This window comes from Candidatus Minimicrobia sp. QA0096, assembly GCF_963967315.1.
Lineage (GTDB): Bacteria > Patescibacteriota > Saccharimonadia > Saccharimonadales > Saccharimonadaceae > Nanosynbacter.
Genome location: NZ_OZ017288.1, coordinates 642,490 through 656,510 on the forward strand (window position 1 = coordinate 642,490; position 14,021 = coordinate 656,510).

Consider the following 14,021-nt stretch of genomic DNA (forward strand, 5'->3'; position numbering starts at 1 on the left):
CTATCTATCTGTTGTGGTATAATTGTGATAATCTGTGGGGATATTTTTATTATGTCCCTGAAGAATAATATCAATTTTAAGGAAGGGGTCTTTAGAAGACTTATGGCAGATGCCAAAATTACAATGGATGACCTGCTGGCTCAAGCAGGCGATAATGTTAAACAACTTACTGTCGGTGAAACAGTTGACGGTACTGTTTTATCAGTAAAGAAGCACGAAATTTTAATCGATTTAGGACCTTTGGGCGTTGGATTGGTTCCACGCCGCGAAGTTAGCCTTTCAAAGAACTACAATGTTGGCGATTCAGTAATTGCTAGCGTAATTGATACCGAATTGGAAGATGGCTATTCGCTACTTTCATTGCGCAAGGCTGCGAAAGATCGTGGTTGGGATGAAGTTATGGCTAAATTGGAATCTGGTGAAATCATCACCGTTGTACCATACGACGCCAACCGCGGTGGATTACTAGTTGAATACGAAGGTATTCGCGGATTTTTGCCAGTATCGCAATTGTCAGCTGAACACTATCCTCGTGTAGGTTCTAGCGACAAGGACGAAATCTTGCAACGATTGAACAGCCTGGTAAAGAAGGATATTAAAGCACGAATCTTAGACGCTGACCGAAAAGCTAACAAATTGATCTTCTCTGAAAAAGAGGCGGTTAAAGAAGGTTTGGCAGAGCGATTCCAGAAGTTGGCAATCGGTGACACAGTTACAGGTGTTGTTACAGGTGTTGTCGACTTTGGCGTATTCGTTAACGTTGAAGGTATTGAAGGTTTGATTCACATCTCAGAAATTAGCTGGGAGCGTGTTAATAACCCATCTGACTATGTAAAAGTTGGTCAAACTATCGAAGCTAAGATTATCGCAATCGACAAAGAACGCTTGAGCTTGAGTATGAAGCAATTGACTAAAGATCCATGGTTGGATGAAGTTGAGCAATTTAAGCCTGGTGAAAAAGTTGAGGGAACTGTAACTCGAATTACTCCATTTGGTGCATTCGTACAGTTGAGTCCAGCGGTTGAAGCTTTGGTTCATGTGTCAGAGCTTGGTGGTGACGGTACTGATCCTGAAAAAGTATTTACATTGAACGAGCGTAAAGAATTTACAGTTTTGGATATCGATAAGGAAAATCGTAAGATTTCTCTTTCACTTGGCAAATCATCAAAGAAAAAATAATACAAATCCCCTGAAGCGTAGTTACGCCCAGAGGTGAGAGGAGCTTATTATGGCAGAAAAAATCGTCAATATTGCGGATTCGGTAACGGTTGGCGAGTTGGCCGAAACTCTGGGATTGTCAGTAACTACGCTGATTGGTGAATTGTTTAAGAACGGAATCGCTGCGACAATTAATCAGCGACTAGATTTTGAGACTGCACAGATTATTGTTGAAGAATTGGGGCTAGACGTGCAGCTGAAACGGAAGACGGTTTCTACAGAAATTCATCACCATGCACATAAATTATCGGACAAGGCAGTTCCTCGTCCGCCAATTGTGGCTGTGATGGGGCATGTTGACCACGGTAAAACGAGTTTGCTAGATGCGATTCTTGATAAGAAAACAGCGGCTAGTGAAGCCGGAGGAATTACTCAGCATATTAGCGCTTATCAAGCTCAGCGCAACGGACGAACTATCACTTTACTGGACACCCCAGGTCATGAGGCTTTTGCAGCGCTAAGGCAGCACGGAGCTACGCTGACTGATGTGGTGATTATCGTGGTGGCGGCAGACGACGGAGTTAAACCTCAGACTGTTGAAGCTATTCGATTTGCCAGGTCAGCTAACGCTAAAATTGTGGTGGCAATTAATAAGATTGATAAAGAAGCAGCCAATCCGCAACTAGTAAAAACTCAATTGGCGTCTGAGCATGGTTTAAATCCTGAAGAATGGGGTGGCGATACTGTGATGGTTGAGGTTAGTGCAAAAACCGGTCAGAACTTAGACAAGCTTTTGGATATGGTTTTATTGGTGGCGGATATGGAAGATTTACGTGCGGATGAAGATGTTCCTGCTGAAGGTTTGGTTATTGAGGCGCACATGGAAACTGGTCGTGGCGCTGTTGTTGGCTTGTTGGTGGAGAATGGTCATTTGAAACCTGGTCATTATCTGGTTGCTGGGACGGCTTACGGGCGAGTCCGAACGCTTCAAGATTTCCGTGGTAAAACCGTTAAAGATGCCGGTCCAAGTATGCCAGTGAATATGACTGGATTTAAGGAATTGCCACAATTCGGTGATGGATTTGAGATTGCGAAGAGCGAAAAAGAAGCTCGCAATTTGGCGCAAAAGGCTAAAATTGAACAGGAGAAAATGGCAGCCACAACCAATGTTACTGGCGCAGATATTCTTAAGATGATGAATCGAAAGCTTGATGCGGAAGAATTTAACGTAATCGTTAAGGCTGACGTTCAGGGTTCGGTAACATCTGTGGTTGATAGTTTGAAGCTGATTGATACGAATGGCGAAGTTGAGCTTCATGTTGTTGGAACTGGTGTTGGTAATATTTCCGAGAACGATATTCATTTGGCGGTCGGTGAAAATACGGTGATTTATGGCTTTAATGTCGATTTGCCACCAGCAGTTAAGCGATTAGCGGCGCGTGAGCATGTGGAAGTGCGAATTTTTAAGGTAATTTATGAGCTGTTGGATGACGCTAAGGCTTCAATGGAGGCTTTGCTAGCGCCAGAAATCGTTGAAACTGAAATTGGTGAGTTGGAAATTAAGGGTGTGTTTAGGACGATGCGCGAAGAAGTGATTGCTGGTGGCGAAGTGAAGCACGGTAAAGTCGCTAAGGACTTGCTGGCGCGCGTAAAGCGTGGCGAAGAGCAAATTGCTGAAGTGGAAGTTTCTTCTGTACAACGTCAGCAACAAGAAGCAAAAGAGGTCTTTGAAGGTGAAATGTGTGGACTGAGCCTCAGGACAAAGAAAAAAATTACCTTAGAAATTGGCGACAAGCTGGAGTTCTTTACTAGGGAATTAGTGAAGAAAACTCTGGGGTAGACTGTTCTAAGTATTGACTTTTTTATGTATTTATGGTAGTATCTTAGATATACATAAGTTTATTGCCATTCTGCGTGCAGAAGGTGAAAGGAAACCACCACAAAATGAACAAAACACCCGAAGGACGTCCATCCAGTGCAGATGTCGAAAACAAGAATTTATCTGTGATTGGAAAATTGGGTCAGGCTGCAGCGAAAGCGGCAGGAGCAGTAAGAGATATTGTTCGTACAGCAAAAAATAGAAACGGATTCGCCGAGCGCTTGGGTATAAACACAGAAAATAAGAATGGCCTAGCGGCTGGAGTTGATGTTGATAGTGCTGCAGCAGAAGGCGTCCTTTCCTCTGATAGTAGTACTGAGAGCGGTGAAAAAGATTCCAGGGAAGGTAGTTCTAATGGTTTGACACCTAAACAGATAGAGGTGTTGAGGAGGGATGCTAGGGTAGTAGTTATTTCAAATCCAGAAGAGCAGATTAGTGATAATACTGAAGACGCTTCGGGAAGCTCTGCGGAAAAGAACATTCCTGTTTCTGAGCCGCCTGAACCTACACTTGCTGATCTAGATAGAATTAAGTGGAATGACTATATGAGGGATGCGGCTGCTAAACGTTCTGTTCTTGTTCATCCGACGACTGAAGAGGATCTAAGGGAACTTGAGAGTTTTGGGGTAGATATTTACTCAAGATATAGTCCAGAAGAGGTCTCTAGGGTTAAAGGTGAAAACGTAATAGACAAAGAGATGTTTAGAACGACGATCCCTAACGTGGATGATAATCCAGAAGGCTTAACACTGTACGAACAGGCTATGCGAGATAAGTATCTTGGTGATGAGCATGATGATGCTGAAAAAACCGAAGATGACGAGGCGGCTGCCTCTCTTAAGGTTGCTAGGGAGAGATTCGCTAAGGCCAGTATCGCCGTTGAAACTCATTTCTCTAAGAAGTACTTTGGTGGAAAGAAGCGCCAAGCTGAATTAGAAGCTGCTACGGAACAATTGAAGCAGAGCGAATTAGAATATATGCGTCTTAAGTTTGCTGATAAAATCGAAGCAGCAAAACAGGATCCAAAAAAGCAGGCTGAATTAGCAGCGGAAATGGGTCAAGCGGCGTTTGCAAGTATGCGAGAAACCTCAAGAACAACGACAGATAAGTATGACAACATGCTCGATGATCGTGGTAAATTTAAGAAAGCTGCCGCTAAAGTTGGTAAGTGGTTTAATAAGGGTGGTAAGATTGCTCAGTGGCTGAAGTTGGGTGGTACTGGTTTTGTGGGCGGTGCTATAGTAGGGTCTGTTGCTGCATGGCCTATTACGACGGCTGTCGGTATTGTAACAGAATTAGGAGTTGCTGGAGCAACAAAGCAAGCTGTTCTGGAAGAACATCGTGGCGAAGATCGCATAGCTGCTGATGACCGCCTTGAAACTATAGATCCTTCATTTGAAAAAACTGTGGCTAACATGAAAATTGACGATGTTATGGAGCATGCAGTCAATGTATCAGTTGACAATCTTAAGGACGTGAGTACAGAGAGGCAGGATGCCCTGCGTAAGAAGGTGCGATCGTCATTAGGTAAGTATGGTGTTGGTTTTGCCTTGGGTGGTTTTGCTGGTAAATATATTGGCGACTGGGCTAACTCTGCACACGCTACTGGAGGTGAGGGTAATGCTGATACAACTCCACAATCTGGTGGTGAGCAAACACCTCAGTCTGGTGGCGCATCTTCTGCGGATAACCCTGCTGCCAAAGCAATCGTAGATAATATTAATCCAGATACATCAAACTTCAATTCTTACGACTATCCTTGGGACTGGGCTGCTGAGAAGTTTGGTGACGCAAACGCAATAGATCAACTTCACAACCTGGCTGATAAAGCTATGGCTAACGGTCATACCGTAGAGTGGTTTAATAACCCTGACGGATCAGTTTGGATGAAAGTTGACGGATCTAGCGCTACTGCGGACGTATTGAAGGTATTGAATAAATACGCTTAATAGATAAAATATAAAATAAACAAGGAGATAAAAATGTTTGAAATTACTGACGAATTCTTAGCACAGGCTGGTTTTGGATCATTGCCTGCGGATAAAAAAGAGCAAATGAGGGAAGACGTCGCTAACAGTGTACAGGATAAGATTACAAGGAAGATTTTGCTGGCTGTTGGCGAAGCGAAGCTGGATGAGTTTATGAAATTACTGGATGGCGACGATGTTTCTGTGGTATTGAATTGGTGCGCAAACAATGGCGTTAATTTAACGGAAATTGTTCAAACCTCGATGAATGAGACTATGGTCGAGCTGCAAAAATTATACAATGACGCGCTGAATATGATGCGTGGATAGTAATATTAAACAGTTATTGGTATAATTTAACCTAATCATATAGACGAAAGAAAAGGAGAACTATGTTCCAACTGAATGAAGAATTTCTTAAAGAATTGGGGCTGGACCAGTTGCCGGAAGATCAGCAAAAATCGTTGTTACAGCATATTTATAGCGAGTTAGAGCTTCGAGTTGGCGAACGATTAAGCCAGGGAATGAGCGATGCTCAGCTGGAGGAGTTTGCGGGAATTATCGATAAAACTCCGGGTGCTGTGGATGATTTTCTGACAAAACATGCGCCTAATTATCAACAGGAACCAATGTTGCAGAAAATGTCGCAAGCTTCAGGTTTGCCAGTTGACGATCCGCGTCTGAAGGATGAATTTGCGGCTACTAAGTGGCTGGAGGTCAATCGACCAGATTATCGTGACGTTGTGGCTGCAGTGATGGCTGATTTGAAAAAGGAAATTATAGCGAATAAAGATGCTATTTTAGGTTCAGTCCAAGCATAATTTTATGCGGACGATAAAATAACCCCTTATTGTGGGGTTATTTTTTATTGTAGCCTCTTAGGTAATCTTCAGCGGTCATTGTTTTTCCGCTGGGCGCGATGAGCTCGTCAATGATTAAATAGTTGCCGTCGGCAAATTTTTTATCAAGATGAGAACTCGGAGTTTTGTCGCAATGAGATTTCGTGATGATGATATCTCGATCGTCAATTGTCATTCGGCTGCGCGGAAATCCGAGGTGTGCGCGGACGTGAGCTTCAGCCTCGGCCGCGGTCATACGCTCCATATCGAGCCATGAATTGTCCTTGCTTAATAATTGGCAATATGAAGCCAGAGAATCGTCTTGTGGTGTTGGCTGAAGATTCCCATTGATGATATTTGGCAAGTTTTTTATTAGCAGAGAAGTGCCGTCGTGAAATAGTTTGTCGTACAGCTCGGACTTTATTTCTTTTCCAGTGAGCGATTGTCGAGTTTGGATGTATATAGGACCGGCATCCATTTTACTATCAAGTTGCATTATTGATACGCCAGTTTCGGCATCTCTATTGGCTATGGCTGATTCAATAGGTGAAGGCCCTCGATATTTTGGTAGTAGAGAAGGATGAACATTGATAATTCCCGGTGTAAATAAGTCGATAATTGACTGTGGAATGATTTTTCCGTATGCAACCAAAACTCCCGTTACTGGCTGAAGTTGTTTTATATAGTCGGTAATTTCACTGACTTTGCTTGGTTGCAAAACTGGAATATTGTGAGATTTAGCGAATGTTTTTACTGGAGGTTCAGTAAGTTTGTGCCCGCGACCACGCTTGGTGTCGGGTTTGGTAATGACGCAAACAACGTTAAATCCCTCTTCAACGAGAGCTTCTAAAGTAATTAGACTGTAATTTTCAGTCCCAAAGAATACTATTTTCGGCGATATCTTTGTCATAATCTAACGGTTGCAACTCGCCTTTCTTATCGAGCGTATAAAAAGCGTCTTTATTATCCTTAATATGGTCTATAAAAACTAATCCGTTGCAGTGGTCTATCTCGTGCTGTAATACGCGCGCCAAAAATCCTTCGGCTTTAATTCGCACTTCTTCGCCATCTAAACCCATGGCTTTTACGCGAATTTTACTGTAGCGGGGAACTTTTCCGTAAATGCTTTTAACGCTTAAGCATCCCTCGAAGTCTTCAACAATTTCACCTTCATATTTCACGATTTCTGGATTGATAAGAGTGATGAATTTGCGAGTTGATTTTCTTTCAAAGTCAGCTCGAACAATCACAACACGCTCTAATTTATCGACTTGAACTGCAGCGAGGGCAGCGCTAATTTCGTGAGGTCTGGAATCTTCCCAGTCCAGCGCAGCTGCGGTCATTTCGTCTGCCAGTTTTACAACATCATTAGTAACAACGTGGATTTTCGATGATTTTTGGCGAAGGTGTGGATTTGGTAATGTGATAATATCGTCTTTTGTCATTGCTATAATTATACCAGAAATTACAGTAGACTTACAGGGTCAAGCTCGTACTGCCAGTGTGATGATGGCAGGAGATTCAAGACGTCAAGAAGCTCTTGTCGTTTGGGGCTTTTTATTACGATTTGCCATCGATATGTATCGCGGATGCGCTCATAAAAAGCGGGCGTTGGTCCAAAAACTTCAATGTTATCAAAATTGGATTTTAATAGTTCGGACAATTTCTTAGCGTTCCTTATGGCGGCGTCTTCGGTTTTATAAACGCAAGTTAGTTTTAATAAGTAAGTAAAAGGTGGAAAGTTGGTTTTTTGTCGTTGAGATATGGTTCTTTGATAAAATTCTGTATAGTTTTGAGATAATCCGTTTGTGATGGATGGGTGACTTGGCTGGTATGATTGAACGACAACTTCTGTTGGCATGCTTGACCTGCCGACGCGGCCGACGACTTGGGCGAGCAATTGAAATGTTCGTTCGGGTGATGAATAGTCAGGGAGGGAAAGTCCGGTGTCGGCTTGAATGACTCCGACGACTGTTAAATGTGGCAAATCTAGTCCTTTAGCAATAACTTGCGTGCCGATAATTATATCTATTTCGCCATTTTTCAGTTCATCGTAACGCTCGTCTACAGTGGCTTTCAAATCGGTGTCTTTATCAAATCGAGCAATTTTTTTGTTCGGGAATAACCTCTGTAATTCGTCTTCAATTCGCTTAGTTCCGATACCTTTATGAATGATGTCGGCATTTTTACATTCAGGGCAACTAGTAGGAACTTTGGTCGAAAAACCGCAAATGTGGCATGACAATTTATGACTATCCGCGTGTAGCGTGAGCGGAATAAAACAGCGCGGGCAGCCAGCCTGCCAGCCGCAGTTATCGCATAATGTGATTGATGCTGTGCCGCGTCGATTGTGAAAAATAAGGACTTGCCTATTTTTTGATAACGCTGTGTTTATAGATTTCAGGAGTGGATTAGAGAGGAATTGATGTTGAGTAAAATTATTGCGCTTTGTCATATCCACCAGCGTCACGTTGGGGCGAACGGTGTCTGGTCTTGCTGGTTTTGTCATTGTAATAATTGGCGTGTTTGATTTTTTTGCAACGTAATAGTCGGCAACTGCTGGAGTAGCACTACCTAGAATTAGCTTGCCGCGATGTTGATTTGTAAGAACTGAGGCGACACGAAGGGCTGAATATCGAGGGGATTGCTCTTGCTTGAAACTCGGCTCATGACATTCGTCAATCACCACAAGTCCGAGCTGTTGCACGGGCATGAAAAGAGCAGATCGCGGGCCGATGATTACTACTGGATCGTTTGAGCTGATGACTCTTTTCCAGATTGCATATCGTTGAGTTTCGGTTTGTTTGGAATGGGTAACTATGACATTTGGCAGATGAGCAGAGAACTCAGCAACCAGTTGCGAAGTTAGAGCGATTTCGGGAACTAAAATTATTGATGATTGCTCTTCTTTTAAGGTTTGTTTTGCGGCTTCTATATACACTAGAGTTTTTCCTGAGCCAGTTACGCCGTGTAAAAGTACTGTTCCGGAATGGAGATTTTCGATGGTCTGGAGGGCTGATTTTTGCTCATCTGTGAATACATTTTTTGTTCGATTTTCTGCTTGATTAACTGAGGTGGACTGGTTAATTGAGCGACGTTTTTTGGATAATCCGCTGGGTAAAATTGCTTGCCAGACGGTCGCTTGGTGTGTAGCGTAATACTTGCTCATCCATATGGCAGTTTGAACGAGTTCGATTGGCAAGGGATATTCTTCAACGATTTTACTAATTGGCTTGACTTCAAAATCAGGCTGGCGAACTTCTTGTAGGACTACGCCAATGGCATTGATTTTGCCGATTTCTATAGCGACAATCATTCCGGTCGGCAGTCTTTCTTCTGAAGAATACGTAAACGAACTTGCGTCGGCGCGGACGATTCTTGTCGGTGAAACCAAATAGTAATGCATGTTTATATTATATCGCGAAAAAAATGCTAAAATAAGCATATGTATTTTGAGAGTCGTTCGCAGGCTGGAGCAATTCTGGCTGATCAAGTACTGGAAAAGTATCGTTATGAAAACTGCGCAGTGGTTGCAATTGGCGAAGGTGGCGTGCTGATCGGCGAGCAAATTGCAGTGAAGCTTCACTGTGTCCTCATGATGTTGCTTAGCGAAGGGATTGAGATTCCTGGGGAAAGTTTAAGCATCGGGGCGATGTCACAGTCTGGGCAATTTACGTATAATAGTCAATTTTCTGACGGTCAAATTAATGAATATACTAGTGAATTTCACGGTTATCTGGAAGAGAAAAAGCGCGAGGCTCATCAGAAAATGAATAGGCTTTTGGGTGATGGTGGAATCATCGATAAGGATATGCTAAAGGATCGGGTGGTGATTCTGGCAAGTGATGGTTTTGGTGATGATTTGTCGGTTTTGGATGTGGCTTTGAGTTTTCTGAAGTCAGTTCGGATTGAGAAATTGGTGATTGCGGTGCCGTTTTGTGGCGTGGCGGCGGTGGATAAATTGCACATGACGGTTGATGAAATGCATATCTTGGACGTGAAGGAGAATTTTATGGGATTAAATCATTATTATGAGGATAATACATTGCCGTCCAAAGAGGAAACGATAGCGAAAATTAACCAGGTTATTTTGAATTGGAAATAAAAAACTTGTCGGGTGTTGTAAAATTGTGATAAACTTTAATTAAGAAAGATGCGTTAGGGAGGTTATGTTAGACGTTTTTATTACATCTAGGGTGCGGCGAAAAATTGTAGTAGTATACGCTAAGTATCCTGATTTTCACACACATGTTCGCGGATTAGCAAAGCTAATTAAGGAAGACCCTGGAAATATTCAACGAGAATTGAAGCGACTAGAAAAGGTTGGATTTTTGCAGAGTGAAAAGCAAGGTAACTCACGCACGTATTTCACTAATAAACAATTCCCAATTTTTAAGGAATTGCAAAGTATGGTGATTAAATCTCAGCAATATTCAGCGCGATCAAAGCGCGGCATGGCTGATAAAGACTAATGACATTATTTGAGAAAATTTTAGCGGCTCGAGGCTTGACTACGCGTAAGGCGCGTGAGGAATTTTTACATCCGAATTACATGTCAGTAAAGCACGATCCGTTTTTATTGCCAGATATGAAAAAAGCAGTGGATCGCTTGAAAAAGGCGCACGCTGAGGGTGAGAAAATTGTTATTTACGGCGATTATGATATTGACGGGCTGAGTGCAACGGCAATTTTGTTGGATGCGTTTGGCAAGTTTGGCTTTAAGGAAGTTGGTGCGTTTATTCCAAATCGGTTTGTTGAGGGTTACGGAATGACGATGGGCGCCGTTGATAAAGTGCAGAATATGGGTGCGGATTTAATTGTTACGGTTGATACGGGAAGTTTGTGTCATGCAGAAATTGAATATGCGTCGAGTTTGGGGATTGATACGGTGGTGACTGATCATCATAATGTTGCTAAGACTCCACCGCCGAGCGTTGCTGCGGTTAATCCGAAATTTCCTGGTCATAAATATCCGTTTCGCGATTTATGCGGCGCGGGTGTGGCGTTTAAATTGGTTCAGGCTCTACAAACCGAACTGGACGGGTTGCCAGATGGTTACGAGAAGTGGCTATTGGATCTGGTGGCGCTAGGGACTGTTTGCGACATAGTTACGCTGGCGGATGAAAATAGGGCGAATGTCTATTGGGGTTTGGAGGTTTTGAAAAAGCAGAGGCGTCCTGGTTTGAAGGCATTGATGTCAGTGGCGGGAATTGAGCCGGAGAAGGTTAACGCTAGGCATTTGGGATTTGGTCTGGGGCCGCGAATGAATGCGGCGGGCAGGCTGGAAACGGCGCAATATGCTCTGGATATGCTGACAGCGAGTGATGGGCTGGAGGCGTTGGAGGCTAGCGAAAAGCTGGAAGAATTAAATATCAAACGCCGTAGTATTCAGGACGAGATTTTTGACGAAGCTTGCCAGCAGGCGGACAATATGACTGATGATCGAGTTTTGGTGGTGAATAGCGGCAATTGGAATCACGGAATTATTGGCATTGTGGCGTCAAAGTTGGTTGAGAAATATAAGAAGCCAGTTTTTATAATTGGTGAGCGTGGTGATGAGGCTACGGGTTCGGCGCGAAGTTTTGGCGATTTTTCTGCGGCTGACGCGGTTCGGGCAGCTGACGACATCATTATTAAAGGTGGTGGTCACGGAGCGGCGGCGGGCGTGACGCTGGCGACCGAGAGAATTGACGATTTTAGACGACGAGTGAATGAGTTTTACGATTCGCTGCAATTAAAAAATCAGGAATTATATTTGCTACCGAGAGCTGACGTTGAGATTGACGATTTTTCGGAAATTAATGAGGAGCTGATTGATAATTTGGCAAAGATGGAGCCATTCGGCAATGGTAACGCCGAGCCTATATTGAAGATAACTGAAGCGATGGTTTTGAATGTGAGGAGAATGGGCGCGGATGGGCAACACGTGAAATTGACCTTGCGTGATAAGAATGGCGTTGCGCTGCAGATGCTGGCTTTTAACGCGCCAGAAGAGTTTTTCCGTGAAGTGGGCGACGAAGTGTCCGTCTGGTTCCAGCCGACTGTAAATGAATGGCAGGGGATGAAGTCAGTTGAAGGGCGATTGCTACATATTTCTGGGGTGTAGATGTTGGGCTATTTTATAACAATCTAGTTGGCAAATACTTTCTTATCTGTTATAATGTTTGCAGTATGGTACAAGTAACACGTAAAGATCAGAAGGAAGCGAACGAAAATATCATTCGTCGTTTCAACCGCAGGGTTTTGCAAAGCGGTGTTTTGGCTCGCGCTAAGAGCGTTATGCGTTTTGAAAAACCAATTTCAAAGACCGAGCGTCGTAAAAAAGCTATTATTCGCCGCGAGCGACGAGCTGAAAAAACGGCAAAAATGCGCCTAGGGGTGCGTTAATGTCTGCGCTAAAAGAGCGCATTACTAGTGAAATGAAAGCCGCTCTATTGAGCGGCGATCGTTTTCGTGGTGATGTTTTGCGTAATCTAAAGGCAGCAATCTTAAACGAAGAAGTTTCTTTGGGCAAGCGAGAAGATGGCTTGGATGATTCTGAAATTGAAAAAGTCGTTGCTCGAGAAGTGAAAAAGCGCGTCGAAAGTGCGGATTTATATCGAAAGAACGACCGTGCGGAATTGGCGGAACCTGAAGAAAAAGAAGCGGAAATTTTACGAGAATTTTTGCCAGAGCAACTTGGCGAGGCGGAAATCTCAAAGATAGTAGAAGAAGTTATTGCGGGTATGGACGATGTCTCAATTCAGAAAATGGGACAAGTTATTGGCGCGGTAAAAAGTAAGGTTGGCAATGCTGCGGATGGCGCGTTGGTGGCAAAAATTGTTAAAGAAAAACTCACAAAATAGGAGGAAAAAATGATTGTATTTTTTGGGCCGGCGGGTGCTGGCAAGAGTGTGCAGGGGCAGATTTTAGCGGCACGACACGGTTGGCGTTGGCTTAGTGCCGGACAGCTGCTTCGCGACACACATGATGGTGAATTGATTCATCGTATGCAATCTGGCGAACTGGTGCCGATGGAAACTATCAACGGTTTGATGGGCGAGGCTCTTAATAAGGCTAAGGATATTAATGGCGTAATTCTGGACGGCTATCCAAGGCAATTAGAGCAAGCTAAATGGCTGATTGAGTCGCGTTCACATCACGGAAAAGATGTTAAGTTGGTGATTGTGCTGGAAGTTCCGCGCGACGAAATTCTGGAGCGTTTGAGGGTTCGTGGTCGAGTTGACGACACGCCTGAAGCAATTGACAAACGACTCAGTATTTATCGAGGTGAAATTTACCCAATTCTGGATTATCTAAATGAAAACGGTGTTCCAATTGTACATATGAGCGGCGTTGGAACTGTCGGGCAAGTTCATGATGAGATTGAGAGAGAGCTGGTCAGTCGTGGCATTATTGAGGGTATAAAATGAGCCAATTGATCACTGGAGAAAAAACGCCGCAGCAGATGAAAGATATGCGCGAGTGCGGCAAAATGCTTGCGACAATTTACGATGAATTGAAAAAATCTGTAACGGCTGGAATGAGTGAGTTGGACGCTAATGATTTTGTAGCTAAGCGAATTAAAGATTTTGGCGCAGAGGCGACTTATCTTACGGACGAGGTGAAGTTCCCGGGAGTGATTTGTATATCGACGAATGAGCAGTTGGTGCATTCTTTGCCGACCGAATATGTTTTTGAAAAGGGCGACGTGGTCAGTTTCGATTTGGTGATTGGCTATCGTGGAATGAAGACGGATAGCGCTTTTACTATGGTTGTCGATGAAGAGCCTAAGGGTGCGAAGAAACATTTATTGCATGCAACAGAACAGAGTTTATATGCGGGAATTGACGCGATAACTGGCGATGGAACGCGAGTTGGTGATATTTCAGCGGGAGTGGAAGCTGTGTTGAAGAAGGCTAAACTTGGTATAATCCGTGAATTGGTTGGTCATGGTGTGGGGCTGAGTATGCATATGGAGCCAGAAATTCCGAATTACGGCAGGCGAGGAACTGGTCCGATGTTGCACGCTGGCGACACAATTGCAATTGAGCCGATGGCGAGCTTGGGCGGTGAGAAAATTATTACTGACAGCGACGGATGGACAATTAGTATGAAAGACGGCAGTCTAGGTGCGCATTTTGAGCATACGGTATTGATTACCGAAACTGGTGCTGAAATTCTGACAAAGCTTTAAAC

Annotated in this window: 15 protein-coding genes; 12 read left to right on the forward strand and 3 right to left on the reverse strand. The window is 43.6% G+C overall.

Features of this window, described 5'->3' with window-relative positions; genetic code table 11:
• The first annotated feature begins 102 nt into the window (after positions 1 to 102).
• The 5 genes from AACH20_RS03440 to AACH20_RS03460 all read left to right on the forward strand — a co-directional run bounded on the left by AACH20_RS03440 (position 103) and on the right by AACH20_RS03460 (position 5,825).
• Positions 103 to 1,179, forward strand: a complete 1,077-nt coding sequence (locus AACH20_RS03440; RefSeq protein WP_146422314.1) for a 30S ribosomal protein S1 — start codon at positions 103 to 105, stop codon at positions 1,177 to 1,179.
• Positions 1,180 to 1,228: 49 nt separating this feature from the next.
• Positions 1,229 to 2,998 carry a translation initiation factor IF-2 gene (infB, locus tag AACH20_RS03445; protein WP_338504174.1) on the forward strand — a complete coding sequence of 590 codons (1,770 nt, stop codon included), beginning with the start codon at positions 1,229 to 1,231 and terminating at the stop codon, positions 2,996 to 2,998.
• 104 nt (positions 2,999 to 3,102) lie between these two features.
• The gene (locus AACH20_RS03450) at positions 3,103 to 4,986 is read left to right on the forward strand and encodes a hypothetical protein (protein ID WP_338504176.1); all 1,884 of its coding nucleotides are present in this window, start codon (positions 3,103 to 3,105) and stop codon (positions 4,984 to 4,986) included.
• Between the two features lie 33 nt (positions 4,987 to 5,019).
• Positions 5,020 to 5,334: a DUF5663 domain-containing protein gene (locus AACH20_RS03455; protein ID WP_338504178.1), complete on the forward strand. Its 315-nt coding sequence runs from the start codon at positions 5,020 to 5,022 to the stop codon at positions 5,332 to 5,334.
• A gap of 62 nt (positions 5,335 to 5,396) precedes the next feature.
• Positions 5,397 to 5,825: a DUF5663 domain-containing protein gene (locus AACH20_RS03460; RefSeq protein WP_338504180.1), complete on the forward strand. Its 429-nt coding sequence runs from the start codon at positions 5,397 to 5,399 to the stop codon at positions 5,823 to 5,825.
• A gap of 37 nt (positions 5,826 to 5,862) precedes the next feature.
• Here AACH20_RS03460 and fmt read toward each other — a convergent pair whose 3' ends face one another.
• From fmt to priA, 3 genes are read right to left on the reverse strand one after another with little or no spacing between them, the layout of a single operon-like run.
• Entirely contained in the window at positions 5,863 to 6,753 is an 891-nt protein-coding gene (fmt, locus tag AACH20_RS03465; protein ID WP_338504182.1) for a methionyl-tRNA formyltransferase, read from the reverse strand.
• The gene (gene def / locus AACH20_RS03470) at positions 6,713 to 7,288 is read right to left on the reverse strand and encodes a peptide deformylase (protein ID WP_338504184.1); all 576 of its coding nucleotides are present in this window, start codon (positions 7,286 to 7,288) and stop codon (positions 6,713 to 6,715) included. The genes fmt and def overlap by 41 nt, the downstream gene beginning before the upstream one ends.
• Positions 7,289 to 7,308: 20 nt before the next feature.
• A complete protein-coding gene (gene priA, locus AACH20_RS03475) occupies positions 7,309 to 9,249 on the reverse strand; it encodes a replication restart helicase PriA (RefSeq protein ID WP_338504186.1) in 1,941 nt (646 codons plus the stop codon).
• A gap of 39 nt (positions 9,250 to 9,288) precedes the next feature.
• Between priA and AACH20_RS03480 the strand changes: the two genes are divergently transcribed.
• From AACH20_RS03480 to map, 7 genes are all read left to right on the forward strand, one after another.
• The gene (locus AACH20_RS03480) at positions 9,289 to 9,948 is read left to right on the forward strand and encodes a phosphoribosyltransferase (protein WP_338504188.1); all 660 of its coding nucleotides are present in this window, start codon (positions 9,289 to 9,291) and stop codon (positions 9,946 to 9,948) included.
• 64 nt (positions 9,949 to 10,012) lie between these two features.
• Positions 10,013 to 10,315 (forward strand): ArsR family transcriptional regulator, encoded by a 303-nt coding sequence (locus tag AACH20_RS03485; RefSeq protein WP_129632285.1) that lies wholly within the window; start codon positions 10,013 to 10,015, stop codon positions 10,313 to 10,315.
• Entirely contained in the window at positions 10,315 to 11,949 is a 1,635-nt protein-coding gene (recJ, locus tag AACH20_RS03490; RefSeq protein WP_338504190.1) for a single-stranded-DNA-specific exonuclease RecJ, read from the forward strand. Before AACH20_RS03485 ends, recJ begins: the two co-directional genes overlap by 1 nt.
• 65 nt (positions 11,950 to 12,014) lie before the next feature.
• Positions 12,015 to 12,230 carry a 30S ribosomal protein S21 gene (locus AACH20_RS03495; protein ID WP_039326918.1) on the forward strand — a complete coding sequence of 72 codons (216 nt, stop codon included), beginning with the start codon at positions 12,015 to 12,017 and terminating at the stop codon, positions 12,228 to 12,230.
• Positions 12,230 to 12,688 carry a GatB/YqeY domain-containing protein gene (locus AACH20_RS03500; protein WP_232736349.1) on the forward strand — a complete coding sequence of 153 codons (459 nt, stop codon included), beginning with the start codon at positions 12,230 to 12,232 and terminating at the stop codon, positions 12,686 to 12,688. The genes AACH20_RS03495 and AACH20_RS03500 overlap by 1 nt, the downstream gene beginning before the upstream one ends.
• Positions 12,689 to 12,697: 9 nt before the next feature.
• The gene (locus tag AACH20_RS03505) at positions 12,698 to 13,255 is read left to right on the forward strand and encodes an adenylate kinase family protein (RefSeq protein WP_338504195.1); all 558 of its coding nucleotides are present in this window, start codon (positions 12,698 to 12,700) and stop codon (positions 13,253 to 13,255) included.
• Positions 13,252 to 14,019 carry a type I methionyl aminopeptidase gene (gene map / locus AACH20_RS03510; RefSeq protein ID WP_146475648.1) on the forward strand — a complete coding sequence of 256 codons (768 nt, stop codon included), beginning with the start codon at positions 13,252 to 13,254 and terminating at the stop codon, positions 14,017 to 14,019. The genes AACH20_RS03505 and map overlap by 4 nt, the downstream gene beginning before the upstream one ends.
• Positions 14,020 to 14,021 lie beyond the last annotated feature (2 nt).

Bases quoted from the DNA above. Each gene is read 5' to 3' on its own strand.
- AACH20_RS03440 (WP_146422314.1), top strand. From the start codon at position 103: ATGGCAGATGCCAAAATTACAATGGATGACCTGCTGGCTCAAGCAGGC.
- infB (WP_338504174.1), top strand. From the start codon at position 1,229: ATGGCAGAAAAAATCGTCAATATTGCGGATTCGGTAACGGTTGGCGAG.
- AACH20_RS03450 (WP_338504176.1), top strand. From the start codon at position 3,103: ATGAACAAAACACCCGAAGGACGTCCATCCAGTGCAGATGTCGAAAAC.
- AACH20_RS03455 (WP_338504178.1), top strand. From the start codon at position 5,020: ATGTTTGAAATTACTGACGAATTCTTAGCACAGGCTGGTTTTGGATCA.
- AACH20_RS03460 (WP_338504180.1), top strand. From the start codon at position 5,397: ATGTTCCAACTGAATGAAGAATTTCTTAAAGAATTGGGGCTGGACCAG.
- fmt (WP_338504182.1), bottom strand. From the start codon at position 6,753: ATGACAAAGATATCGCCGAAAATAGTATTCTTTGGGACTGAAAATTAC.
- def (WP_338504184.1), bottom strand. From the start codon at position 7,288: ATGACAAAAGACGATATTATCACATTACCAAATCCACACCTTCGCCAA.
- priA (WP_338504186.1), bottom strand. From the start codon at position 9,249: ATGCATTACTATTTGGTTTCACCGACAAGAATCGTCCGCGCCGACGCA.
- AACH20_RS03480 (WP_338504188.1), top strand. From the start codon at position 9,289: ATGTATTTTGAGAGTCGTTCGCAGGCTGGAGCAATTCTGGCTGATCAA.
- AACH20_RS03485 (WP_129632285.1), top strand. From the start codon at position 10,013: ATGTTAGACGTTTTTATTACATCTAGGGTGCGGCGAAAAATTGTAGTA.
- recJ (WP_338504190.1), top strand. From the start codon at position 10,315: ATGACATTATTTGAGAAAATTTTAGCGGCTCGAGGCTTGACTACGCGT.
- AACH20_RS03495 (WP_039326918.1), top strand. From the start codon at position 12,015: ATGGTACAAGTAACACGTAAAGATCAGAAGGAAGCGAACGAAAATATC.
- AACH20_RS03500 (WP_232736349.1), top strand. From the start codon at position 12,230: ATGTCTGCGCTAAAAGAGCGCATTACTAGTGAAATGAAAGCCGCTCTA.
- AACH20_RS03505 (WP_338504195.1), top strand. From the start codon at position 12,698: ATGATTGTATTTTTTGGGCCGGCGGGTGCTGGCAAGAGTGTGCAGGGG.
- map (WP_146475648.1), top strand. From the start codon at position 13,252: ATGAGCCAATTGATCACTGGAGAAAAAACGCCGCAGCAGATGAAAGAT.